The organism is Streptomyces sp. NPDC003036 (genome assembly GCF_040611175.1).
GTDB lineage: Bacteria > Actinomycetota > Actinomycetes > Streptomycetales > Streptomycetaceae > Streptomyces.
The window spans coordinates 22,091-45,500 of the sequence record NZ_JBEXNO010000009.1 but is presented as its reverse complement, the minus strand read 5'-3'; the positions used below and the strand labels follow the sequence as shown (position 1 = coordinate 45,500).

At 69.1% G+C, this 23,410-nt stretch carries 17 protein-coding genes and 3 pseudogenes; 9 read left to right on the top strand and 11 right to left on the bottom strand.

The window, feature by feature from the left end; all coding sequences use genetic code 11:
• Nucleotides 1–230 precede the first annotated feature (230 nt).
• Nucleotides 231–359, top strand: a pseudogene (locus ABZX67_RS08915) (helix-turn-helix domain-containing protein); the annotation flags it as partial.
• A gap of 420 nt (nucleotides 360–779) precedes the next feature.
• On the opposite strand, the gene ABZX67_RS08910 reads toward ABZX67_RS08915, so the two are convergent.
• Entirely contained in the window at nucleotides 780–1,775 is a 996-nt protein-coding gene (locus ABZX67_RS08910) for a LuxR C-terminal-related transcriptional regulator (protein ID WP_355356402.1), read from the bottom strand.
• A 598-nt stretch (nucleotides 1,776–2,373) separates the two neighbouring features.
• Between ABZX67_RS08910 and ABZX67_RS08905 the strand changes: the two genes are divergently transcribed.
• The 4 genes from ABZX67_RS08905 (at nucleotide 2,374) to ABZX67_RS08890 (ending at nucleotide 6,420) form a co-directional block, all read left to right on the top strand.
• Nucleotides 2,374–2,808 carry a hypothetical protein gene (locus ABZX67_RS08905; protein WP_355356400.1) on the top strand — a complete coding sequence of 145 codons (435 nt, stop codon included), beginning with the start codon at nucleotides 2,374–2,376 and terminating at the stop codon, nucleotides 2,806–2,808.
• Nucleotides 2,801–4,075 carry an MAB_1171c family putative transporter gene (locus ABZX67_RS08900; RefSeq protein ID WP_355356398.1) on the top strand — a complete coding sequence of 425 codons (1,275 nt, stop codon included), beginning with the start codon at nucleotides 2,801–2,803 and terminating at the stop codon, nucleotides 4,073–4,075. Before ABZX67_RS08905 ends, ABZX67_RS08900 begins: the two co-directional genes overlap by 8 nt.
• Before the next feature lie 78 nt (nucleotides 4,076–4,153).
• Nucleotides 4,154–5,470: an FAD-dependent monooxygenase gene (locus tag ABZX67_RS08895; RefSeq protein WP_355356396.1), complete on the top strand. Its 1,317-nt coding sequence runs from the start codon at nucleotides 4,154–4,156 to the stop codon at nucleotides 5,468–5,470.
• An 11-nt stretch (nucleotides 5,471–5,481) separates the two neighbouring features.
• Nucleotides 5,482–6,420 (top strand): squalene/phytoene synthase family protein, encoded by a 939-nt coding sequence (locus ABZX67_RS08890; protein WP_355356391.1) that lies wholly within the window; start codon nucleotides 5,482–5,484, stop codon nucleotides 6,418–6,420.
• A gap of 7 nt (nucleotides 6,421–6,427) precedes the next feature.
• Here ABZX67_RS08890 and ABZX67_RS08885 read toward each other — a convergent pair whose 3' ends face one another.
• Both ABZX67_RS08885 and ABZX67_RS08880 read right to left on the bottom strand, forming a co-directional pair.
• Nucleotides 6,428–7,129, bottom strand: a complete 702-nt coding sequence (locus ABZX67_RS08885) for a hypothetical protein (RefSeq protein WP_355356389.1) — start codon at nucleotides 7,127–7,129, stop codon at nucleotides 6,428–6,430.
• Between the two features lie 1,243 nt (nucleotides 7,130–8,372).
• Nucleotides 8,373–8,525 carry a hypothetical protein gene (locus tag ABZX67_RS08880; RefSeq protein WP_355356387.1) on the bottom strand — a complete coding sequence of 51 codons (153 nt, stop codon included), beginning with the start codon at nucleotides 8,523–8,525 and terminating at the stop codon, nucleotides 8,373–8,375.
• A 236-nt stretch (nucleotides 8,526–8,761) separates the two neighbouring features.
• Between ABZX67_RS08880 and ABZX67_RS08875 the strand changes: the two genes are divergently transcribed.
• From ABZX67_RS08875 to ABZX67_RS08865, 3 genes and pseudogenes are all read left to right on the top strand, one after another.
• Nucleotides 8,762–10,030: a hypothetical protein gene (locus tag ABZX67_RS08875; protein WP_355356385.1), complete on the top strand. Its 1,269-nt coding sequence runs from the start codon at nucleotides 8,762–8,764 to the stop codon at nucleotides 10,028–10,030.
• A gap of 620 nt (nucleotides 10,031–10,650) precedes the next feature.
• Nucleotides 10,651–11,895 carry a hypothetical protein gene (locus tag ABZX67_RS08870; protein ID WP_355356383.1) on the top strand — a complete coding sequence of 415 codons (1,245 nt, stop codon included), beginning with the start codon at nucleotides 10,651–10,653 and terminating at the stop codon, nucleotides 11,893–11,895.
• 481 nt (nucleotides 11,896–12,376) lie between these two features.
• Nucleotides 12,377–12,810, top strand: a pseudogene (locus ABZX67_RS08865) (transposase family protein); the annotation flags it as partial.
• A gap of 113 nt (nucleotides 12,811–12,923) precedes the next feature.
• Here ABZX67_RS08865 and ABZX67_RS08860 read toward each other — a convergent pair.
• The 3 genes and pseudogenes from ABZX67_RS08860 to ABZX67_RS08850 all read right to left on the bottom strand — a co-directional run.
• Nucleotides 12,924–13,034: pseudogene (locus ABZX67_RS08860) on the bottom strand (IS5/IS1182 family transposase); the annotation flags it as partial.
• Between the two features lie 66 nt (nucleotides 13,035–13,100).
• Complete coding sequence (locus ABZX67_RS08855; protein ID WP_355356381.1) at nucleotides 13,101–14,582, bottom strand: DHA2 family efflux MFS transporter permease subunit; 1,482 nt, start codon at nucleotides 14,580–14,582, stop codon at nucleotides 13,101–13,103.
• 102 nt (nucleotides 14,583–14,684) lie between these two features.
• Nucleotides 14,685–15,110: a DUF3291 domain-containing protein gene (locus ABZX67_RS08850; RefSeq protein ID WP_355356379.1), complete on the bottom strand. Its 426-nt coding sequence runs from the start codon at nucleotides 15,108–15,110 to the stop codon at nucleotides 14,685–14,687.
• 91 nt (nucleotides 15,111–15,201) lie between these two features.
• Between ABZX67_RS08850 and ABZX67_RS08845 the strand changes: the two genes are divergently transcribed.
• Nucleotides 15,202–15,822 (top strand): MerR family transcriptional regulator, encoded by a 621-nt coding sequence (locus ABZX67_RS08845; RefSeq protein WP_355356377.1) that lies wholly within the window; start codon nucleotides 15,202–15,204, stop codon nucleotides 15,820–15,822.
• Between the two features lie 349 nt (nucleotides 15,823–16,171).
• Here ABZX67_RS08845 and ABZX67_RS08840 read toward each other — a convergent pair whose 3' ends face one another.
• Genes ABZX67_RS08840 through ABZX67_RS08820 form a run of 5 tightly spaced genes read right to left on the bottom strand, consistent with a single transcriptional unit; the run spans nucleotide 16,172 to nucleotide 23,403 of the window.
• Nucleotides 16,172–17,515, bottom strand: coding sequence for an FAD-dependent oxidoreductase (locus tag ABZX67_RS08840; RefSeq protein WP_355356375.1), 1,344 nt, complete (start codon nucleotides 17,513–17,515; stop codon nucleotides 16,172–16,174).
• A gap of 10 nt (nucleotides 17,516–17,525) precedes the next feature.
• The gene (locus tag ABZX67_RS08835) at nucleotides 17,526–18,272 is read right to left on the bottom strand and encodes a 4'-phosphopantetheinyl transferase superfamily protein (protein ID WP_355356373.1); all 747 of its coding nucleotides are present in this window, start codon (nucleotides 18,270–18,272) and stop codon (nucleotides 17,526–17,528) included.
• A gap of 16 nt (nucleotides 18,273–18,288) precedes the next feature.
• Nucleotides 18,289–20,085: an acyl-CoA dehydrogenase family protein gene (locus ABZX67_RS08830; RefSeq protein ID WP_355356371.1), complete on the bottom strand. Its 1,797-nt coding sequence runs from the start codon at nucleotides 20,083–20,085 to the stop codon at nucleotides 18,289–18,291.
• A gap of 10 nt (nucleotides 20,086–20,095) precedes the next feature.
• Nucleotides 20,096–21,781, bottom strand: coding sequence for an acyl-CoA dehydrogenase family protein (locus ABZX67_RS08825; RefSeq protein ID WP_355356369.1), 1,686 nt, complete (start codon nucleotides 21,779–21,781; stop codon nucleotides 20,096–20,098).
• Complete coding sequence (locus ABZX67_RS08820; protein WP_355356367.1) at nucleotides 21,778–23,403, bottom strand: PfaD family polyunsaturated fatty acid/polyketide biosynthesis protein; 1,626 nt, start codon at nucleotides 23,401–23,403, stop codon at nucleotides 21,778–21,780. Before ABZX67_RS08820 ends, ABZX67_RS08825 begins: the two co-directional genes overlap by 4 nt.
• Between the last annotated feature and the right edge of the window lie 7 nt (nucleotides 23,404–23,410).

Genomic DNA, 23,410 nt, shown 5'->3' with positions numbered 1-23,410 from the left:
CCCGAAGGCCGTCGCGGCGGCGCACGCCGATTTCGCAGCCCTCCAGAGCGCCGGGAGCATTCCGGGCCAGATGGCGGGGAGCATCAGCGCATGAACTACGCAGCCCACCGCCTCAAGGGCGCCCCCACGCTGGGGACCTGCCCGGGCAGGACGGACCCTTCGGCCTGCGGCCCGCGCCGGGCGAGGACGACGACACCGACACGGGCGCCCAGGAGCCGACCGCCACGGTCCTCAGCCGTCTGCGCACCAAACTCGGCGACCCGCCGGTGATCGAAACCGTGCCCGGCGCTGGTTACCGCATCCCCGCAGACAGGCCGGCCGCCGCACCGTCGGCCCGGCCGCGGAAGGCCGCTCCGTGATCCGCCGCCTGCTGCGAGGCACGGCACCCCCGGTACAAGATCTTCGCCGAAAGGGTCAGCATCCCTGTGCGGGCCCGTCAACGTTCGAGCAGGCGCTCGCTGCCGCCCGGATGCCGCCGAGCTGACCGCGCTGGCGGACCACCTCGCCACCAACGGCCTGGTCCCGGAGACATCCGCCGGTCCGCTGGCCGGGATCTACGGCCCCACCGGGCATGGAGGGTTGCGCACGTTCATCCAGACCCCGCGGATCGACCAGGGAGACAATGGCCGCTTTCCATCAACGGAAGAGGCTGAGTGGATCGCAGCCGTCTACGCGGCCCACCTGCTGAGGAACTTCGGCCGCGACAGGGCCAAGGGAGCTCCGGGTCCTGATTGCTGATGCGGCCAGGGTGTCGGCTTGGGTGCCAGCGCCGCGTGGCCTCACGAGCCCTGCCGTCGGCCGATTACGTACATCAGTTGTTCGTTCGTCTTCACCTTGAGACGGTCTCGAATAGCAGCCATGTAGGTCGTGTAGGTGCGCGGGCTGATTTCGAGCGTTCGGGTGATGGCCTCGCGGGTGCCGCCCTCGGAAAGCATCTGAAGAATGTCGCGCTCGATGAGCTCGCGGTCGCTGGGGCTGTCCGCTGGCGCCGGGAACCAGGGGTCCGCGGCCTCCCAGTGCAGCTCATACTCGTCCCGCAGCCATGCGAGCAACGCCGGGTCGCGGATGACGATGGCGGGCTCGCCACTGCCCTCGCCCACCCGGCGGTCTGAGATCAGCCCCATCGTGTCGGTAATGATCATGCGGGGGAACCTGCGCGAGGAGGTTCTGCTCTCGGCGGCTCCGGTCTGAGCCGTCTTCCTGGCGTAGTCGGTCTCGGGGGCCCGCGTGCGGGCAGCAGTTGGGTAGAGGTTGCGGTAGTGGACGCCCCCCTTCCTCTTCTTCAGGTTGGCGACGTCGCGGAGGGTTGAAGCCGCCATCCTCTCCGGAGGCCTTGGCTGCGTCTGGGATGACCAGATGGCGGTGGAGGTCTCGATCGCGTTGTGAAGAAGATGATGGACAGCCATGGGGCTCTTAATGATCTCGATGGCGTTGGTACTGAGCTGCCCTCCGGCGGTCGCCTGGCCCAAGATGTCTAGGTCGATCGGGATCTGCCGGATGCGCTGAAGACGTCGTTCGACCTCGTCAAGTTCCTGGCGAATCAGTTCTCGCTCGACGTGAGGCAGCGGCCTTGTGCTGGGCCGGTTGGTGAGGGGCTCGGTGAAGACGGCGCCGATGCTCCGCAGGTTCTCAAGTCGCGGGTCGTCCGCCTTCAGGTCATTGTCGCCGCGTCGAACCTCCCAGTAGAGGCGCGCGTCTTCGTCGGACAGGCTGAGGTTTTCGGCCTCACTGGACGTTTCACGACCTTCAAGCACAGCTTCCCCCCTGCTGCCCATCCGCGCAATGCGCCGATGGGCACCCTTGTTTCCTTGCGAGCACCAAGCTGATACGGGAGCCTAACTCTCCGTGAGCTGGCGAGCTCATGCAGAGTGAACGCACAGGACGGCGTTACACGCTGCGCAGAGGACTCAAGCGGAGGAGTCTGTCCTTATGACAACGGTGGACAGGGTTGTATCCAGACTGGCGGGGGCAGCTGCCCTGGCCGTGCTCGCGATCGGATCGGTGGCTGTCGTGGAGGCTGCCGAGACCAGCCCGCAGTCCGTGGTCGCGTCAGAGCCGGACTGGGGGGCGCCGGCCACGGTGACGCTGATCGGGCGGACGACGCCTAAGGAGCCAGACTGGGACTAACCGCCCCCGCGGTCGACGCCGTGGGCGCCAGAGGCGCCGCCGACGGCGCGGTCCGGCCACATCAAAGCCACCAAAACCACCAGGAGAGATTCAGAGATGCCGAGGGAGCTGCGACGTCCGGACGTACGCGGGCGGCGAGCGGCCGGCAGGTGGAACGTCTTGCGCGAGCAGGGGCGTCTATGGGCGGCTACGCGGCAAGCTCGGCGGCTCATCAACCGCGATCTGGGTCTCATGGGCGCGAGTGACATGGATTCCGTGGTACGGGCCGTCGAGGAGAGACGAGGCAAGAGCATCGTCATATTTCGGGTGCCGCTTCCGCCCGAGGTGTCCGCCTTCTGTATCCGGGGCCATGACCGGGACTATGTAGTCGTCGACTCGCAGGCCGGTGAGCTGACACAGGCCCACTCCACCCTGCACGAGCTCTTCCACCTCCTAGAGGAGCACCCCGCCGAGGACGGCAGTCACGACTTGGAGATGGATGAGGAGACGATCCGTTTACTCCTGCCAGGCGTCAAGCCCGAGGCCGTGATAAAGATCCTGACCAGGTCCCACTACGCCAAGGAAGCCGAGTGGGGCGCGGAGACGTTCGCCACCACCATGCTGCAGCGCCTTCAGCTCTCCAGGACACGCTGGGACGAATCGGTTTCATCGACCTTCGCCCACAGGAGTGCTGGTGTCTGAGGACCCGACCACGGGGGTCTACCTCGTCATGGCGGCCATCAATCTGGTCATCGGCATCGGAAAAGGTGTAGCCCTTCTGCGGGAGCGCACAACAACGTTGGCCCTGATCACCTTGAGTTTCGCCGTGTCAGTCTTGGTGTACGCGGCGGCGAGTCCGGCTGGCTACCGCGGTCTCGGTGAAGCCACGGGGCGCCCCAGTGCGGCGACCCTGCTGGTGTATATGGGCATCGTCGTCTGCTACGCCATCACGCACGTTCTCACCGTGCTGTGGACCGTGACCGCGTCTCCTGGTGAGCGTGCCTTGGTGAACCGACGGGCGCGCACTTGGGCAGGTGCGTACGCCGGTGTGCTCGTGGCCATGGCGGTCGCCTTCTGGTCGGCGGACCTTGACGGGCTCCCTGCGGACCCCATGCGCTTCAATACGGATTTCGTCGAAGGCCGTCCCGTCGTGCTTGTCTTCCTGATCCTGTTTCTGAGCGCGCTGTCCTGCGCCACGCTCAGCACCGCCCGGCTGGCCCGTCGTACAGTCCCTGCGGATCCGACTCTCCAGCACGCGGTCCGGTACTTCAGCGTGTCGATGGTGATCTGCTTCGGGTATGTGTTGTGCAACGCCCCAGCTGTCCTCTTCGCGAGCTTCGGCAACCATGCTCTTGACGATGTAGGTGTCCTCGGGTCGCTCTTCGGCACCGTGGCGGCGGTCCTCACCAGCTACGGGATGACCGGTGCTGCCATCACCGCATGGCTGCGCGAGCGACGGGACATCAAGGCTCTCCAGCCGCTGTGGCAGCTTGCTGTGCAGGACGTTGACGAGCGGCTCGCGCTGACCCCGAGCGGGAGCGGCCTCCGCCTCGCGAACGTCCGGTTCTTGCTGCACCGCCGGGTGGTCGAAATCCTTGACGGAATGCGCGTGCTGCGGGCTTGGTCGTCGACGGACGCGGTCGAGATCATCAGGCGTCACGTGGAAGCCAGTGCCTCGTCCCTGCCGACGGCGAAGCGGCAGGCTGTTGTGACCGCGGCCGTGTTGCGCGATGCCAGCCGCCGTCTACAGACGGCACGGTCCCATGCAGCTCGCTCCCGGCAGGCGCGTCTGATCCCGTCGGAAGCATCGGTTTCTGCACTTCTTGGGGAAGACACTGCTGCGTCCGACGAGCGAGGCCGGCTTCTGCTCGTCGCCGCCCACCTGGACCATCCGCTGGTCGGCTCGGCGCTGCAAGAGCTGGGAGTCCAGGACATCGCCCAACAGGGGCCCGCGGCGGGCGCGCGGTAGTGTCCTGATCGGCCGGTGCACGGCCGATCGGCAAACAGCGTTCGAGGACTCAGTGTTGTGTTGAGGCGGGGAGTACATGTGAAGCGGGCCATCGTCATGGGCGGAAGCTACGCGGGGCTCTTCGCCGCTCGCGTGTTGAGTGACTATGCCGAGGATGTCGTGGTGGTGGAACCCGACGTCATAGGGGACGATGGGTTCGGTCGGCGCACCCCGCAGCGGCACCAGCTCCACGCCTTGCTGGCCATGGGACACACACAGCTGGAACGGTGGTTCCCCGGGATCACCGACGACCTGGTGCAGGGCGGCGCCGTTCTCGGCCAGGGCGATGACGTGCAGTTCTACCTGGACGGGCGCCTAAAGGCCGCGGTGGCGGGCGCCCGTATGCTCGGTGCCACCCGGCCGTTTCTGGAGAGCCACCTGCGGCGCCGGGTCGCTGCCATCGAGAACGTGCGGTTCCGCCAGGCGCAGACCACGGGCCTCGTGCTCCGCGAGGACCGTGTGATCGGCGTAACCACCGCGGCCCTCGACAGCGGGGAAACGGCGGAGACCATCGAGGCCGAGTTCGTGGTCGACGCGATGGGCCGCACCAGTCCCCTGGAGGACTGGCTCGTCCAAAACGGCTGGGACAAGGCACCCGTCGACCGCATGAGGATCGACCTCGGGTACGCCACCGCCATGTTCCACCGCGGCACCGAGCTAGGCAGCACGGTCATCGCCCACTCCAGCCCGGGGCCCGCGAGTAACTACCAGCCCACAGTGACCGAGCCCGGCGCTCTCGCCGCGGTGGAGGGCGACCGCTGGTCGGTCGTCCTAGCTGGCTACGCCGACCACCGTCCCGGGCCCGACCACAAGGAGTTCCTCCGCCGGATGCGCCGCTGCGTCGCGCCCCTTCAGACGGTGGCGGACACGTCCGCGATGATCGGCGATGTTAAGACGTATCGTTTCGTCGAAAGCCGCCGTCGGGTGCACACCCGCCTGTGCCGGTTTCCCGGCGGCCTCGTTGTAGTGGGAGACGCCCTCGCCAGCGTCAATCCAGTCTATGGCCAGGGCTTGACGCTGGCGGCCTTGGCGGCCAACGCCCTCGGCGCCTACCTCGGCTCCACACCTTCCCCGCAGAGCCCTGCCTGGGACTACTTCCGCCTCGCCGAAGCCGTCGTCGAAGGCGCCTGGCAGCTTTCCACAGTCGCCGATCTCGCGCAGCCCCATGTCACCGGTCCATACCCCCGCGGGTACCGCGTGCAGAAGTGGGTCGCCGACCGGATCACCGAGGCCTCCGTGTGCGATTCCGCCGTTAACGCGCGGTACATGGGGGTCGTGAACATGGAACTGCCGCCGAAGGCTCTCACCGACTTCCGGTTCCTCGCCCGGGCGGCCCGCGTGCTGCTCAGCAGCTGAGGGGCTCGAGCATGTGGGGAAGCGTTCTTGACCGCGCGGGCATCCAGGAACCGGAAGCCCGCCGGGGATACACGGCCCAGCTCCAGGCGGTGCGGCGGTTCGCGCCGGCTGAGTACCTGGCGGCACGGCTGCTGCTGCCCGCGTTGATCCAGCCCGACATCATCGCCCTGGTCGCCTTCATGCACGAGACTGATGACCGGATCGACCGCGGACACCGCCTTGAGCGCGAGGAGGCGTTGCAGCGGTGGAAGAGGCTCACGAAGGAGGCCTTGGCGGCCGGGACATCCTCGCAGCCGGTGCTCCAGACCCTCTCGTGGACAGTTGGCCGGCATCCGATGCTGCATGGCCGTATCGACGCGTTCCTCGACGGAGCCGCCCAGGAGGTGACCTGGGAGGGGTTCAGCTCGGAGGCCGAGGTCGTGCAGTACATCCAGGGATACTCACTGCCCGCACTGATGCTGTCCATGTGCCTGCTGGCGCCTGACGGCGCTGCGGCAGCGGCTGAGTTCGAGCGTGCATGCCTGAAGCTCATCACGGCCATGCAGCGGCTCGACTTCCTGGAGGACATCGCGGAGGACGTTCGGGAGGGAAGAGTCGGCATCTCAGACGAGGCCCTCACCCAGCACGGGTTGACGGCCAAGGACCTTCTTCCCGAGGCGGCCGGCACGGCGCCGGTCGCGGCACTCATCGCCACCCAGACAGACATCGCTGCCGCTTCCTTGGAGGCGGCACAACCGATCGTCGACCTCACGGTCGCGGCGTATCGGCCCTTCCTTCGGGCTGTTCTCCAGGTGCAGGAAGCGCGCTCGGCGGCGGTCCGGAAGGCCCGGGCATCCCTCCTGGTCGGGCCCTGCGGGCCCTCGCCGGTCAGGTGCGGCGCCGCGCTGCTGCAACAGATGGTGCTCCGGATCTTAGTCGCACTCGGGGATCGGCGTCGGCAGCACGGCTAGCTGGCGGTCACTGCTGGCGCAGGAGTTTCCGCATGGTGCCTATGAGCCGCGTCCGAGAGGTTGGGGCGAGGGCGCGGACCTGCTCTGTGATCTCTCGCAGTTCCTGCTCCTCCTGGTCCGCCTCGCGCTCGGGCGCAGGCTGGGCGAGGACCGCGTGGAGAGCCTGCTGGAGCTGGCCAGCGAGCTTGATGTCACCCACGTCGGTGCTGCTGCGCATGGCGAAGTGGCTGACTCGCTTGTTGCGGAGGTAGCTCAGCGTGACGAGAGTCTGGTAGGTGGGGCGCAGCGCACGCGCGAGGGCCCGTCGGCCGCTCGTGCTCAAGAACCCGGGGTCGACGTCGAAGAACTCCTCCAGCGCGGCGGTCATGGTCCTGCCAGCCTCTCGGTCGCCCGAGAAGAGGGCGAAGACCATGCCGCGGGACACACCGAGCGTGTCTGCGATGTGGGTCTTGCTGTAAGGCTTTCCGTTCGGCGCGCGTCGGGTGTCCAGCAGGAAGGTCAGGCGTTCGGTAAAACTCGGGTTCAGCTTGTCGTCCGGGACCGGCTCGCCGCGAAGCAGGGCGAGGATGGCCTCCTCCGGGATGCCGGTCTCGTGGGCCACCGCGTCCAACTCCAGGTCCGCGTGGGTCATCTCGGCGGGCGGGAGCAGGTCGTTGATCGCCGTGATCAGCGCCGCAAGGTCATCGGGCGGCGTATCGGCGGCGTTCATACGGGCGATCTCCAGGGGGGTGGGTGTTCGGATGGATGCAGGTTAGCCCTCTATTGCCTCCTGAGTCACGATCACCTGCCGAGACAACTCCAAGCACCGAGTCCACAATTGTTGACACCTCTCGGACCCGTAGAGCAAGATCGGGGATGTTGGTCCTTCCGGGGATTCGCAGCGCGACTGCGCGTGCCTGTATTTGCGGTGCGCAAGTCCGCGCTCGAAGTCTTGGCGGGAGGCATGAAGGAGCTTGTCCGAACGGGGGATGTGATGCGCGGCCTGTCCTTGATCAGCGCGTGGCGTGTTCCGCGCCATCCGAATCCGCAAAGGGCTGCCGAGCGGATGGCGATTAACGCTCCGGACTTCCACGATTAAGGAGCCGGCTTCGCCGTTCCGTGGCCGTTGCGACCGACCAAATCCCAAGGCGGCCTCATCCTTCGTCCGTGAAACGAGGGTGGCCGTGCTCTTTGAGGAGAGAGCACGGCCACCATGACTCGCCTGGGTCTGCACCACCAGTACAGAAGCCGACCTATACCGCAGGGGTGCTTGGAGTTGGCGTGTTGCGACCACGCCGACCGCAGAATAGCCCTCGATCACTACCTCGGACAGGGCGTGTCCTTGGCAGCGATCCGAACGGCAAGCTCCCCTGCCCGCCGGAGGGAGCCTTGTCATGCCTCGAACACTTCCCCCACTTCGCGGGGGTATCGCCGTATCGCTGGCCGTCTCCCTCACCGTTCCTGATCGGCTGCACCCCCCGGGGCTGCCCAAGAACGCCGAGAGTACGGGCGCGGTCCCCCCTCCCGCCCTGCTCGCCCCCCGCGGGCGCTCTCGGCTGCCAGGGGTGCCGCCGTCGGCGGCGGCACCCCTCCCCACTCTTCTGCCAGAAGCCGCTTTTCGGGGCCGCACCACGAGAATCTCCTACTTGCCTTCATCCTGGGGAGCTCCGTGTGGTCACCACCTCTCGCGCAGTACCGTCCACCTCCTATCCGACGTCCCCTCGGCGATGGCCGACGAAGATCTTGATTCTTCTTCTAGGTAGCTTCCTGGCCCGGGCCGCCCGGTTCCGCCACCCGTTCCTCTCCTGTCACGCGGCTGAGGCGGCTTCAGGACCGCCGCGGCGGGTCACGTGTTCGAGGCGTTCGGGCTGCCTCGTGGGCCAGCCGACCGCCAGCTGGCTCACCGACCGAGTCAGCCGCCGTAGAACCCTGGTGGCGGTCATGGACACCACCACTGCATCCACCCGTGCGGTCTACGATGCCCACCGTCCGGTGACCACGGCGGTGCGACACTTCGGCATCAACGTGGCCGCCGTCACCGGAGCCATCGGCGGATTGGTGGTCAGCTCGGCTGGATCGCTGTGCTGTTCCACCTCAACGCCTTCGTCTATCTCCTCTTTCGGCATGCTGGCCTGGACCCTTGGCCGCGGACGGCCCGGCACCGAAGGAGGCCCGCGCGGACTGGGCCCTCCCGTCGGGCGCACTGGCCGATCCACGGCTGTGGCTGCTCACGGCGAGTTTCTCGGCTCTGCTCGGGGCCGCACCGGCCCGCCCCCGGACGCCCATGGGCCTCCGCCCCGCCCCGTCCACCACCTGATCCTCCCTGCTACTCGTTCCACTCCACGCTGTTCCGGAGCCACTTATGTCTCTCGCCGTTGCCCCGGCCACCCTGTCCCGCTCCCGGCCGTCCGCTGGCACCGTTGCCGTCGTTGCACCGTACGGCGACGACGGTGGCCACATCAGCGAGTACTCCCGCCTCGGCTGGGACTGCATCGCCGTGGTGCTGCCCGATCACCAGCGTCCCGCCGCCTACCGCGACCACACGGCGGCCGCCCCTGGGTACTCCGCGACCGTCGTGCACTCCGGGATGCGGCGCACAGTGAGGAACCTGGTAGCCCGGCGGACAGACCTCGTGGTCGCCGGCAGCGGTCTGGGAGTGGAACTCGCCGATCGCCTCTCCCAGGCCCTCGGCCTTCCCGGCAACGATCGCGATACAACCTTCGTGCGGACCAACCGGGCGATCCAGGCCGCCGCGCTGGCGGACTCGGGGATCGCGTCCGCCGCCTCGATGTACTCCACCGACGTGATGGACGCCTTGAAGTGGGCCGACATGGCCCGTTTCCCGTCCTATGTCGTCGCGCCGGCAGACAGCTCGGTGACGGCGCAGCCCGTCATCTGCTCCACACCCGCCGAGGTCGTCACCGCCTGGCGCCGGGCGCGCCGGGCCGCCCAGTACCAGGCGAGCTCGTGCGAGGTGATGATCCAACAGCACATCTCCGGACCTCAGTACCTCATCCAGACCGTCAGCGGCCCCACGATTGGCGAGCATCTGGTGTCGGCCGCGTGGGCTGAGTTGCGAACGGACACGAAGGTGCACGACCGGTCCGTCCTCCTCAACCACCGCGGGCTGCTGTTCCGCAGGCTGGTGCTCTACGCGCAGCGGGTCCTGCCCGTGCTTGGCATCGACCAGGGCGCCGCCCGGCTCCGGGTGGCATGGTGCGACCAGTATGGGCCGGTTCTGCTGTCGGCACGAGCTTTCGCCCAGCCCTCACCGGCCGCCGATTACTCCCCAGCGGTCAGCCACATCGCCGCGGCGGCTCGCGCGGCGACGAGCGAGGGTCTGGGCAGAACCTCGGCGAACGCGGAGCACACCGTGATGCGTGTCTCTCTCGTAGCCCCCGACGACGGCTGCGTGCTCGATGCCGCTCTGCTTCAGACCATCAGGACCCTGCCGACCCTCGCTCACCTCATCCGGCTCGCGCGGCCTGGCAGCCCTCTGCGCAAGACGCTGAACCGCGCGTCGTCACCTGGCGAGCTCGTGCTGGTCGGCGCGGCTCGCGCGGTCGAGAACGACTACCAACTGATCCGGTTCATCGAGCGCGTCGGTCTCTACGAGGGGCAACGCCGATGAGCGTCCTTACCAGCCTCCCCCACCACCGTGGCGTCCGCGTCAGCACCGGACTCGGCCAGACAGCCGCCGGAGCCGAAAACGGCACGTGGGCAAGGCGGCGCCGCAGCAGTCATCGTCCTCGGGTTCCTGCTCCTCGTCCGCCGCCTCACCGACAAGCCCCCACCCGCTGACTACTGCACCCCCCTCATTACCCACCCTGGAGGCCTCAATGACCACCCGCGATGGAAGCGCGGAGAGATAGATCTGGTCGACCTCGGCTGGCCCAGGCGTACCGGGCGGCCAGGTCACTGGTGCCGTGGCGCCCGTTGACGGCGGCGCCAGCATGCGCCACTGACCTTCGTGACTGCCCGCCACGCTGGAGCCCGATGAGCGCATGACCTGACAGCAGGCAGGCCCCCCGTGGGCTGCCCCGTGGCAGCAGGCCCTTGGTGTGTCCAGCACCTCGGCCCGCCCGCCGCGCCTCTGCCACCACCCGGCGAGTGTCCAGTTCGCCTGGCGAAGAACCCGGTCCACAGACTGGGCAACACCGCCCCTGCCAGGGCGGACCACTTGGTTCCCGAAGAACCCGGCCCCACCGAAGAGGGGCTCCCGCATGCCCGAAAGGAGGGTTTGCCCTGCCCATGATGCAGCATGCCCACGCGCCGGTCCAAGCAGCCGCCGCTTTGCCGCGCAAACCGCGCGAACGGCACCGAATATCCCCAAACAGTCGATTTTCCCCCGTCTGGGACCACGCGGACCAGGAGATCGGCTCGACCGCGTCCCGGCGCACCCGCCGCGGAGACTTCCTGCGCGCCGCCACCTGGGCCATCACACAGCGCCTGCACCCCAAGGCCGGCGACACCACGCTGCGCGTTGCACGCGACCTCGCCGCGCGCCTGAACGCCGACGGGCACGTCGCCTACTGCCGCGACACCATGTGGCGTCGCCTCGGCATCAGCCGGCGCACCCTGGAGCGGCACATCGCCGTCCTGCGCGAACTCGGCCTCCTCGTCTGGGCCGTCCATGGAACCCGTACCAACACCCGCCCCGCCGGAAGCGGCGAGTGGAGCGGCACCGCCACCATCTACGCCGCCGTCATCCCCCGCGCCTGGGACGACGCGCACGGCCACCGCGTGAGCGGCCACGGCTACCACGCCCGGCACATCGGCTTCACCGAACACGGACGCCAGCTGGCCATCGCCGACGCGCGCCGACGCACCCGGCCATCCCGCCGCCGTGACACCCCTTCCTGTAAGACCAACCACCCACGTCCTAAAGCTGAGATGAGAGGGAAGAACAACAACACCAGCACGCCCCGCGGCGCGCGGCCGCAGCCCCGCCGCCGGCAAGAGGTCCCGGAGCCCTACCGGGCCAGCCCCGCGCAAGCGGCCCAAGCTGTCTCTGTCGCCGCCTGGGTCCGCCCCCGGGTGCCCTGGACCCAGGGCGAGGGCCTGCGACGCCTCGCCTTCGCCCTGCGGCCCTGGATCGCGACCGGCCTCTCCGCTGCCGACATCGCTGCCGACCTGTCGGTCTGGCGCGTGCCCAGGCGGCCAGCCTCCCCGGCCAGCGTGATCATGGCGCGCTGGAACGATCGCGCCGACCAGGATCAATCAGCCCCGGCCCCCGGCGGCCGCGAGGACGCGGCCACCGCAGTCTCACCCAACGCCGCCTTCCTAGCCGCCTTGGACGCGGTGCGCGACCGCCTGCACAACCTGCACCCGCCCGTCGAGCCTGAACCCGATCCGCCCGGCTTCGTCATCCGCGACCGGATCCTCGCCTCGCTCGCTGAGGCGGACCGGGCCCACCGCGCGCGTACCGCCGAGCAGTGCCTCACCTTCGCCGAGTGGGAGGCCGTCTGCGGCGCCAGGGAACGAGCCCCCTGGTGACCCGACGCCGGCCCAGGCCGCGCAGGTACGGCACGCACCAGGCCACGGCACCGACAACGAGCCAACGGCGAAGCTCTCGAACCGGAACACGGCCCCGCCTTGCCGTTGAGGACCCAGGCGCTGGCGCGGCCTCGGGCTGGGCGTCCTCGCGGCCGCGCCCTGCGCCTTGGCTTCGGCACCGAGCCGACGCGTGGCGGATGATGGCCCGCATCGACCGGAACAGGGCACGGAGCAGCCGCCACAGGCCGAACGCGCCGCAGCCGACCGCCGCCAAAGGTGTGGTGATGGGACGTCCCCAAAGAACCGAAACGTGCTTGGGGAGTAGGACCGAGGTCTGACCTGGCGAGCAGCGGCTGCAAGCACCGCAGAAAATTGCATTTCAGGAGGTCAGAGTCAAGGGAAAACAGGACGGTCTTACCAGGGTCTACTGTCCAGGTCGCTAAAGCGTGTTGCAGAAGGCGGTGTTCGGGCATTTTCCCTGATGGGTGGGGTGCTGAGGGCTGAGCCGTTGTGGGGGAGACGTTCACGGGGTTGCGGATGCGGCAGTTCGAGCGACTGCTGAAGGTGGTCCGGGAACGGGGTGGGAACGGTCCTGGTGTTGGTCGGCCGTGGTGCCTGCCGCTGGCCGACCGGGTGCTGCTCGTCGCGGTGTATTACCGCACGAACCTCACCATGCGGCAGCTCGCGCCGCTGTTCGGCGTCTCGCCGACGACGGTGTGCCGGGTCATCCAGCGGCTGCGGCCGCTCCTGGCCGTCGAGCCGGCCACCCGCCCTGCCGATGTGATCGAGCGGTTGTGGATCGTGGACGGCACCCTGATCCCGGTCCGTGACCGCACGGTCGGAGCCTCCTCACGCAACTACCGGTTCTCCGCGAACGTGCAGGTCATCATCGATGCCGACCCCAAGCTCGTCATAGCGGCGGCCAGGCCGGTCCCCGGGACGACCGCGGACGCGAAGGCGTGGCGGGACTCCGGCCTGGCCGAGCGATGTGAAGGTGCGACGAAGTGGGGTGTGGCCGACCGCCGCGTGCCGCGGTTCAGTCGGCCGAGGACCTGGTCGGCACGTTCGGGGATCGTGTGCGGGATGCCGCGCCTGCACAGGTAGGAGCGGATCTTTCGAGAGCTGTGGCCCTTGTCCGCGCCACATGGTCGGGCCGGGTCCGCAGGCGCCACCGGAGGGGGCGCGCCACGCGGCAGGTCCGCCGGTCAGGCCCTGATCTGCGCCTCGGAGCGGGGCGCCTCAACGGTAGCGCTGTCACCGGCCGCGTCGGCGGCCGCATTCGGATGGCGCGGGATGAACAGGGCGCACAGGGCGCCGAAGAGCACCACTCCCACGCCGACCCAGACGGCGGGGTGCAGGCCGTCGACGAACGCCTGGGCGCTGCGGTCATTGCCGCTGTTGACGAAGACGGTGCTAAGGACGGCGATGCCGAGGGCGCCGCCGAGCTCGCGGACCGTGGTGTTGGCGCCGGACGCCTTGCCCTGGTGCTCGCGAGGGACCGACCCGAGTACGACCGCCGCCGTCGGCGCGAATGCGAAGCCCATGCCCGTACCGCCGATGATCATGGCGGCGACGAGCTTGGAGTACGGGGTGTCGTCAGTGGCTACCAGGTTGATCCAGGCCAGGCCGACGGCCTGCAAGAAGAGGCCGAAGGCCATCAGGCGTCCGCCGCCGACCTTTTCGATGAGCAGGCCGGCGAGCGGGGCGATGGCCATGGGCATCAGGGTCCAGGCCAGAGTCAGCGCACCGGCGTGCAGGGGGGTGCGGGCGGGGGCGATCTGGAGGTACTGCGAGAGCAGGAAGATCGAACCGAATACGCCAAAGTACATGGTCGCGGAGACGATGTTGCTCAGTACGAAGGCCCGGATCCGGTAGAAGCCGAGCGGGAGCAGGGGGCTCGGGGCTCGGCGCTCCCACAGAACGAAGAGGATGAGCAGGATCGCGCCAGCGGTCAAAATGCCCAGGATGCGGCCCGAAGTCCAGCCGTCATGCTCGCCGTTGACGATCGCCCAGACGATGCCGACGAGAGCGCCCGTGGCGAGCGCCATGCCCGGCAGATCGACCCGGGCGCTCGGAAGCGAGCTTTCCTTGAGCACCCACATCGCCAGCGGCACGGCGATCACGCCGACAGGCACATTGACCCAGAAGATCCACTGCCAGTCCAGGCCTTCGACCACAGCACCGCCTACGACCGGCCCGCACGCCACGGCCATACCGCTGATGCCGGACCAGAGGCCGAGCGCCAGGCCACGCTTGCGGTCCGGGACGGCCGCCGCGAGCAGTGTCAGGGACAGCGGCATGACAGCCGCGGCCCCGATTCCTTGGAGGGTGCGCCCCACGATGAGCTCGCTGGTGGTGTCGGCAAGCCCGCACGCGATGGATGAGAGGGTGAAGACGATGATGCCGAGGACGAAGACCTTGCGCTGCCCGAATCGGCCACCGAGCCCAGCGGCGGTGAGCAGCAGGCTGGCGAAGGCGAGGACATAGGCGTTGACGAACCACTGTAGATCGGACGTGGACGCGTTCAGGTCGACGGCGAGCGTGCGCAGCGCGGTGGACACCACCAGGTTGTCGAGCGCCACCATGAACATTGGGACGCTGCATGCGACGATGGTCACCCACAGGGGGACGGTGCGTCCTTTTGGAGCCTGCGCGCGTGCCTCACCCGTGGATTTCAGCGTGGTCATGCGGATCCTCTGATCGGTCTCGGCTGGGCGAGCAATGGGGATGAAGAGAGGCCCGGCCCGGGAGCGGGGGTCTCCCGGACCGGGAGATTTGGAGGAAGGGGGTTAGCCCTGCGGGCGCATCCGCTTGGTCTCGTCGGCGGCGCGCTTGTCGCGCAGGCGACGCTTGGCGTCGCCCCAGGTGATGGGGAGCTCCTCGGCGGGGACTTCCCAGAAGTCGAAGGTCGACGTCCGCATGGTGCTTTGGAGCCCGGTCATGATGCTGTGGTGCGGTTCTGTGCGGGCATAGGTGTAGAGAGCGTCGCGGTTCTCCCACGCGGAGAGCGTGTAGAAGGTGCGCTTCAGCGGCTGGGCGATGAGCGAGGCGCCGAGGGCGCCCGGCGCCGACCGCACCTGGCGCCAGGCTCTTAGGGACTGCAGGAAGAAGCGCGGTACGTCGCTCAAGGACCGCACCTCGAAGCGGGAGGCCATGACCAACGCCCGCGTGTGCGGGGTGGCCGGGTTCGGAGTGATCCAAGGAAGCGTCGGCACCGGGCTGTCCCCTCGGCAACGGGTAATGGAACTTGTCGCTATCCATAGTAGAGTGTAGAGCTATCCAATATCTAGTCGGGGGCGAGAAATCGTGCGAATCTCTGAGCTGAGCCGCCGGTGCGGGGTGCCGATCGCGACGATCAAGTACTACCTGCGGGAAGGCCTGCTGCCCCAGGGCCATGCCACGGCAGCCAACCAAGCCACATACGGCGAGCACCATCTTCGGCGCCTCCGACTGATCCGCGCTCTGGTGGGCGTGCGCGGCCTGTCGGTGAGCGCTACCAAGGAGGTGCTCACCGCGGTCGCCGAGCACGCGTCCGACACGCATCAGATGCTCGGATTGGTGCTGGGTGCGCGGCCGGTGGACAAGTCGGCGGCCGAGGTGAGCCCCGAGGCGGTCGCCGAAGTGGACGAGCTGCTGGCGGCAGCCGGCTGGAAGGTGTCCGAGGACGCGCCTGCTAAGCAGGTCATCGGCGAGACCCTGGTGACCCTGCGCTCGCTGGGGGTGGAAATCCCCACACGTACCCTGCTCACCTATGCAGACCTGGCTCGGCGCACCGCCGTGCTCGACCTCGACCAGCTCCAGGGCGTGGATGACCCGCTCGAACAAGCCGAACGCGCCGTGGTGCTGACCGTACTGCTCGAGCCCGTGCTGATGGCGCTGCGTCGGCTCGCGCAGGAGGACGAGTCGGCGAGGCGCCATGGGGCCTGACCGACTGCTGGCATGATGCGGGGGCATCCGGATCATCGGGCGCCCCGGCTGTCACTTTGAAGATAAGCATGTAGCGCACCGGAGTCTCGGCGACGAAGGTGTCGTGTACAGAGCCCGCGGCAAGCCGCGAACGCGCCGCCCCCGGTGAGGGCTCGGCCCTGATTGCTCCGCCGGCCCTCGATGGGATACAGGAACTCGGCGTGCTCGTGCGCACGCAGGTTCGTCCGGTAGCCCGCCTCGGCCCTGACGTCGCGACGCGGTAGCCGTCGGCCCGGGCCGCGATCCGGGCACGCGTCCCGCCGGAGTCGCCCCACGCGATCCACTCGCCCGCGTCTGCCTCTGCGATGTCTCAGCCGGCCGACCCGGACTCGCCCGCCGTCTGGGCACGGAGTCCGCCGCGCTCGTCGAGTTCGCGAAGGAGCTGCGCCGCAGCCTCAGCGCCGGAGGAGAAGGCCGCCTCGTGGGAGCCGATCTGGTCCCAGTGCAGCCGTTTGGAATGGAAGTACGAGCCGCACAGCTTCACCCGTGGGCCCTCGTTGACGTCGTAGATGTCCTTCTGAAGCTCGCGCACATGGATGTCGATGATCGGATGCGTGTAGGCGGACTCGGAGATCACCTTCGCCGGGTCCACCTCGCCTGGGTAGTCAAGCGTGACGAAGTAGTCCTGCTCGGCAGTGAAGCCGTGCAGCTTGTTCATGTAGTACGCGACGTAGGTGCGCGCCTTACCGTCGAAGGCCACCTTGCCGTAGTTCCACGCCTCCCAGCGGGAACGGTCGGCGGGCATGACCGCGGCATCGGTGTGCAGGATGACCCGCGAGCCGTTGTAGCGGACCGGAGCGAGGACGTTCTCTTGCCGTTCCGTGGGGTTCTCAAGCAGGCCGAGTGCCTCGTCGGCGTGGGTGGCCACCACTACATAGTCGAACCGTTCATTACCGGAGGCGGTCCGCACGGTGACGCCCTGTGTGTCCTGGTGAACCCCGGTGACCGGCTCGGAGCTGCGCACCTCGGCGCCGATCGCGGCGATCGCTTTGCGGACGTAGGAGATCGAGCCGCCACCAACGGTGCGCCAGTCGACGCGGCGGCCGCCGAGGCCCCCCTCGTCGTGGCCCATGTAGAAGGCGATGACAGTGGAGGCGGGAATCTCCCAGATCAGTTCGGCGGGCACCGACCAGACGGCCGAGCAGAGCAGGATGACGTACGAGTGGCGGAACTCTTGGCTGTAGCCGCCGCGGTCGAGGTACTCGCCCAGCGGCATGTCGGTCTTCTTGCGCAGGAAGTCCTTGCGGCCCTCAGTGTGGAAGCGGCGGGCCTCACGCCAGATCCCCACGAACGCCTCGGGGTAGCGGCCCACGACCTCGGCCTCCTCCAGGGCCAATTCCTCGGTGCCGTACTCAAGGCCCGAGTCCAAGTCGAAGAAGTTGAAGCCGCCCAGGTGCTTGACGGCCTCCACCCCCAACTCTCGCAAAAACACCGTCAGGTTGGGGTAGGCGGGCTCATTGAAGACGACGAACGCCGTGTCGATGCCCAGCGTGCGGCCGTTCTCTTCGACCTCCACCGTGTTGGCGTGCCCGCCGAGTCGGTCCTCGCGCTCGAAGAGCGTGATGCGGGCGTGCTCGCGCAGGTGGTAGGCGGCGGAGACGCCGGCTGCTCCGGAGCCGACGACGGCGATGCGAGGGGTGCGGTCAATGGGCATATATCTGTCCTTAGTCATCAGGGGACTGGAAATCTGGGCAAAGTTCGCGAAAAAGGTCTGTGCGGTGCAGGGTGATTGGGGAGCCGCCCTCGGCGGCGATCGCCAGGACGTGTCCCGGGCCGGGGCGCAGCAGGTCGAACCACCACCGGGAGTCGGCGCCCGGCGGCTGCCCCGGGTCGTTGACGGCGATACGGTGGCCGGAGCCGCGGGCCGTGAAGGAGAACCCGTCCAGGGCCCGGGTCATCCCGGTGCCCAGAGCCTTGAGGTATGCCTCCTTCAGGACCCACAGTTCGCTCAGCCGGTCGGCGCGGGCGGCTGGGTCCAGCGCGGCCAGCTCGGCCCGCTCGGCGGGGGCGAAGTGCCGCTCTAGGTGCCGTACCGCCTCCGCCGAGGCCGGGGTGCGCTCCACGTCCACACCGCCAGCACGGCCGCCGGGTGTGACCAGACAGGTGATCAGGCCTTCGGTGTGCGAGAGGTTGAACCGTACGCCGTCGCAGTCCGGTTCCGGCTCGGGACGCCCGAAAGGGCCCTGGCGGAACTGCCACTGGCCCACCGGGCGCCCGGTGCGGTCGCTCAGTGCGTACCGAGACAGCAGCCGGGCCCCCAGATAGCGGCGACGGACGCCGTCGCCGCGCAGCCGCCGCAGCCGGGCCCGCTCCTCCTCGGTCAGCAGCCGCAGACCGCCCAGCTCATCGGCGAACCGGCCGACGGCACATTCCGGCAGCAGCCACAGGAAGACGGGGTCGGGGCCGGACACGGACTCCTCCTCTGTGTCAGTAGCGGCTGGGGGCCAGGTCGCCGGTGCGCTTGGCGAGCGGGAACTGCCAGTGCGAGAAGAGCCGGTCCGTGCGGTGCAGCACACGTACGACCCGCATCACCTCGTCGACCACGGCCTGGTCGGTGACCGCCTCGTGCGGACGTAGCTGGCGGCTCAGGCGCTCCAGCTGGAGCAGCAGCACCGCGCTGCTGGGCAGCGGGTCTTCCTGCGCGCCGTGTGAGTGGACGTAAGTGAGGACACACGCGGCGGTGGCGTGCAGAACGCAGTACTCCTTGGCCAGGTCGAACAGCTCCGCCGACGCTCTGAACTCCCGGCCCAGGCGCGTGCTCAGCGCCTCGCACCGCTCGTGCAGGGACACGGCGTGCGCGAGCAGTCCGTCCGCCGCTTCGGCCGCCCGCAGCAGCCACTCCCGTTCCTGCTCCTTGGCGCCGTCGGCGAGCTCGCGTAGTCGGCGGACGGCGTCCGGTGCGGCGAGCAGCGCATCGTCCCGGCCGCTCCGGCTGGACAGCTCCTGCCTCCAGGGCTCGTACGGCGGAAGCGCACGCTTCATGCCGTACAGGACGGCCGCTCGCTCAGCGGCCGCCTGGCGGACGGTGTCGTCCGCAGAGGTGGACGTGGCGAGCAGAGCGGGTAACTGGTGGCCGAGGTTGCGCAGGTTGACCACGGTGTTGCCGTCTGCGAAATTCGCTACCAGTAGGTCACGTAGCAGTTTCTGGAACATGCCGTAGTGCGGATGGCTGCGCAGGAAGAAGCGGGCTCCGAGCACCATGCTCAGCTGGGACATCGTGCGCTCAAGCAGCGTCGGTATGAAGTACTTGGTCACCGACGACGACACGCTGGCCTGCTCCGGCGCCGCCTGGAGGCCGCGGACCGCACCCAGGGTTAGAGCGTCAGCCACCAGCAGGTCGGCGAAGACCTCCGTCAGCTGGCGGCGGCTGTACGGGATGTCGCTGACCGGCTTGCCGAACAGGATGCGGCCCTCTGTGAAGTCCAGGGTGAGCCTCAGCCCGGTATCCACTGCGGACATCGGGATGCTGCTGATCTGGGCGCGGGCCGTCTGCGTGGCCTTCAGGGCGATCTCAAGCCCTCGGCCCTCGGAGCCGATCCGGGCCGAATCCGGCACGAAGGCGTCGGTCAGCCGGACGCCGCTGATGTCCATGGCGCGCAGCCCGTGCAGCCGTTCGCGGGGAAGCTCCTCAACCGTCCCGGCGGGCGCCTTGTGCTTGTCGAGGAGGAAGATGGAGAACGCTGCGGGCCCTGGGCGCTCACCGGTGCGGGCGAAGACGACGACCGTGTCGCACCAGGTGGCGTTGCCGATCAGCCACTTTTCGCCGGACAGCAGATAGCCGCCGTCGACCTTCCGAGCACTCATGGTGCCCGCAAGCAAATCGCTGCCGTAGCCCCGCTCGGAGAGCCCCCAGGACAGCCGGGTGCCGTGCTTGACCGCCTCGACGACGGCCCGCTTCTGCTCGTCGGTCCCGGCGATCCACACCGGCATGAAGGCGAGGTTGGTGATGACCAGCGCGGTCGCGGTGGTGGGATCCCGGCGGGCGATGAGCCGCACCAGGTTGAACTCCGCTTCCACGTCACCCGCTTTGCCGCCCTGCTCGCTGGGGAGCGCGTACTCGGGGACGCCCCATCGGCGCAGCAGGTTGACGAACGGGTACGGGTACTCCTCTCGCTCGTCATGGTCGAGGATGGTGGCGAAGGGCATACGGCTCACCGGGTCGTGGGGGTCGCCGAGGTGCGCTTCGAGCCGGGCCGCCAGGGTGGTCAGGTCGGCCTTGGGCATGGTGTTTCTCCTATCGGGTCGCGGCGAGCCGGAGGGGCCGCGCGGTGAAGAGCAGTCCACCGTCACGCAGCCGTGCGACCGCGTCGAGCGCGGGGGTCAGGGCGGCGGCGTGTCGGCGGGGGTCCACGCCGTCGGCGCGGGCCAGCAGATACCCGACGGCCGCTCCCAGCCAGCCCGTCGAGCCGGGCGCGGTGCCGTACAGCGACCGGTCCTGGTTGGCGTGCCACAGGTGGACGCAGGCAGCGGCGGAGTGCAGCCACGCGTAGCGCTCGGCCAGGTCGACCAGGGCGTTGGGGTCGGCGCCGGGGCGGCGGGCCCTGTCGGCTTCGGCCGGCAGCGCGGTCACGGCCTCGGACACCCGGGCCACGCAGGCAGCCGCCTGTGTGGCCCCCGGCACCGCTCCGGCGGCTTGGGGCAGGGAGTCGAGGACGGGGTCGAGGCCGCGGGTGATGAGGTCCAGCCGGTCGGGCCGGTAAGGCGGCAGCGGGGCGTCAAACCGGAAGATTGAGGCCAGGGTTCCGGCCTCGGCCCCGGCGCCCCCGCGCAGCATCGTGGGCAGCTGGCCCGCGTACGAGCGGAGGTTTGCCAGCGGGCTCGCGTCGATCACCCGGACCACGGCCGAATCGCGCTGGAGCTTCTGGAAGAGCTCCGCGCCACCTGCCCCGTCCCGCAGGACGGAACGGGTGGCGAGGACGCCTCCACAGCGCCGGATCAGCTCGTCGGTGGCCTCGGCCACCACATGCTTGGCCGCAGGCCCCCACACGCTGAACGCTTCCGGCACCCCGTGAATACCCCGGGTGGCCGCGAGCGCGACCGCGTCGGCGGCCAGGAGCGCCGCCGTGGCGACCGCCGTCTCGCGCCGGGTGAAGGGCGCCTCGGTGAGGCGCGTACGGCCGAACCGGCGCTCCTTGGCAAAGTCGAGCGTCAGCCGCACCGCGCTGTCCGCGATGCCGAGCGAGCCGGCCATGCTCATCAGCCGGACCGCCTGCTGGGCCTTGATCGACACCTCCAGTCCCTCGCCCTCCTTGCCGACCAGCGCGTCACGTGGTACTGGCAGGGCGTCGAAGCGCACCCGGGCCAGGTCGATGCCTCTCATTCCGCCGGTGCGGGGTGCCGGAACGCGCACGAGGCGCTCGTCGCAGCCGTCCGCCAGGTCGAGCAGCACCGAGGAGAACGCGCCGGGGCCGCGGGCGCCGGTACGGGCGACGACGTACAGAGCTTCGGCGCGTAGGCCGTTGCCGACCAGCCACTTCTCGCCGTGCAGCAGCCCATCCTCGAGCCGCGCCTCGTTGGCGATCAGTTCACTGCCGTGGCCGGATTCGGTGAGGGCGAACGCCACCGCCCCGCCGCGCTGCAGGATCGCGGCCACGCGCTCCCGCTGCTCGGTCGTGCCGTGCAACTGCAGGCAGGTCGCCGCGATGATGCTGAACATCGTCCCTGGCATGACGTTGACGTCTCGCCGGGCCGCTGCCCGTACCAGGATCAGGCTGCGGTCGAACGACTCGAAGGCGCCGCCCCACTCCTTGGGCAGGTAGTTGAGGTGGAACCCGGCGTCGCACAGTGTCTCGCATAGCAGGGCAGGGAACTCGTCCCGCTCGTCCCGTGCGACGGCCGCCGCGAACCCGTGCGGGTTGGCGGGGTCGTACGGGTCGCCGAGCAACTCCTCCAGCGCCTCGGGCGTAAGAGGGGCGCTCATCGGGTGCCCGTTGGCAGGCCGGAAACGGGCTCGTCGAGGGGCACCGGGCGGTAGTCGGCGGCGGAGGCGGGGATGTGGGCACCGGCGGTCCGCAGCCGGGCCAGGCGGGTGTGGAAGGCGGCGCCGCGCATCAGGTGGTGGGCAACGTCCGCGACCCTGCGGTTGCCCGGGTTCTTCAGATAGCTCCCGGTTACCCAGTCGTTGAAGCTGCCCATGGCCGGACCGCACCAGACCTGGTAGTCCATCGCGCGGTCGGGATCCCCGGTTGCCGCCCAGCGCGAGGACATCCCCAGGTACCAGCGGAAAACCAGCGCCATCCTGCGCTTGGGGTTCCCGGCCGCGCGGGCCAGCTGCTCAGGATCGCGGCGCTCGAAGTAGCGGACGCAGTCCTGCCAGACGTCGTCGAGCGGGCGGCGGAAGAGCTGCGTCTCGAGCTTGCCGCGTTCCTCGGCCGGCAGCGCCTCAAGCCCGTCGTACGCCTGGTAGAGCTGGTACAGGCGGCGGGCCCGCATCGGGAATAGCGTGCCCTTCTTCAGGACTTGGAGGTCCACGCCCATTTCGAACATGTCGGCCGCGGGTGCCATCGCGCAGTCCGCGATGCCCGCCTCGGCGAGCAGCGCCCGGGACGCCGGGGAGGCACCGGACTCCACGCACGCCTGGTTAACCGAGCCGGTCACCACATAGGCGGCGCCCATCGCGAACGCCGCCGCGACCGCCAGCGGAGTGCCGAGGCCACCCGCCGCGCCGACCCGGATCGGCTGTGGGTAGCGGTGCTCGCGCTGCACGGTGTCGCGCAGCCGCAGGATGGACGGCAGCAAGGCCGGGAGGGGGCGGCGGTCGGTGTGGCCACCGGAGTCCGCCTCGACCGTGATGTCGTCCGCGAGCGGTACCAGATGGGCCAGCTCTGCTTGCTCGGCCGTGATCAGACCCTGTTCGCGCAAGACGCTGACCAGCGCGGCCGGGGCGGGCCGCATGAACCGCTCGGCGGTCTCGGAGCGCGAGATCTTGGCGATCAGCCGGTTGTGGGTGATCACCTTCCCGTCCGCGCCCCGGCGCAGTCCGGCCAGCCGGTAGCGCACCACGTGCGGCGTGAGGTTCATGTACGCGGACGCCTCGACGCAGCTCACGCCGTGCCGGAGGAAGAGCTCCACCGCCTCACGCTCCAGTCGCTCCTCGCTGGGGCTGTGGATCAGGTTGACGGCGTACGGGAGTCCGGGGATTTCGGCGGCGAAGCGGGCCAGCGCCTTCTCGATCGTCTTGGGTAGCAGGCCCGCGGCCCCGAGCGAGCCCAGGAAGCCTTCCCGGGCCAGTGCGATGACCATGTCGGCGGAGGCGATGCCGCCCGCCATGGCCCCGGCCATGTACGGCAAGCGCACGCCGTGGGTGTTGCGGAAGGCGATCGAACCGAGCCGCTGTGGCGGCAGCGGCTCCACGGCGGCCAGCAGGGGCAGGCCGCCGCCGCCGGCGGCTATGGTGCCGCCGGAGACGGCGCCGATGCCCTGCGGGGTGATGGTCAGGTAGCAGGGGTTGTCCAGGTCGGCCAGGGCCTCGTAGACGCCCGCCGGGTCGGTGCTCGGGTACCGCTCTCCGGACCATCGGAGAAGAGTGTCGTGGGGATGCATGGGAAAC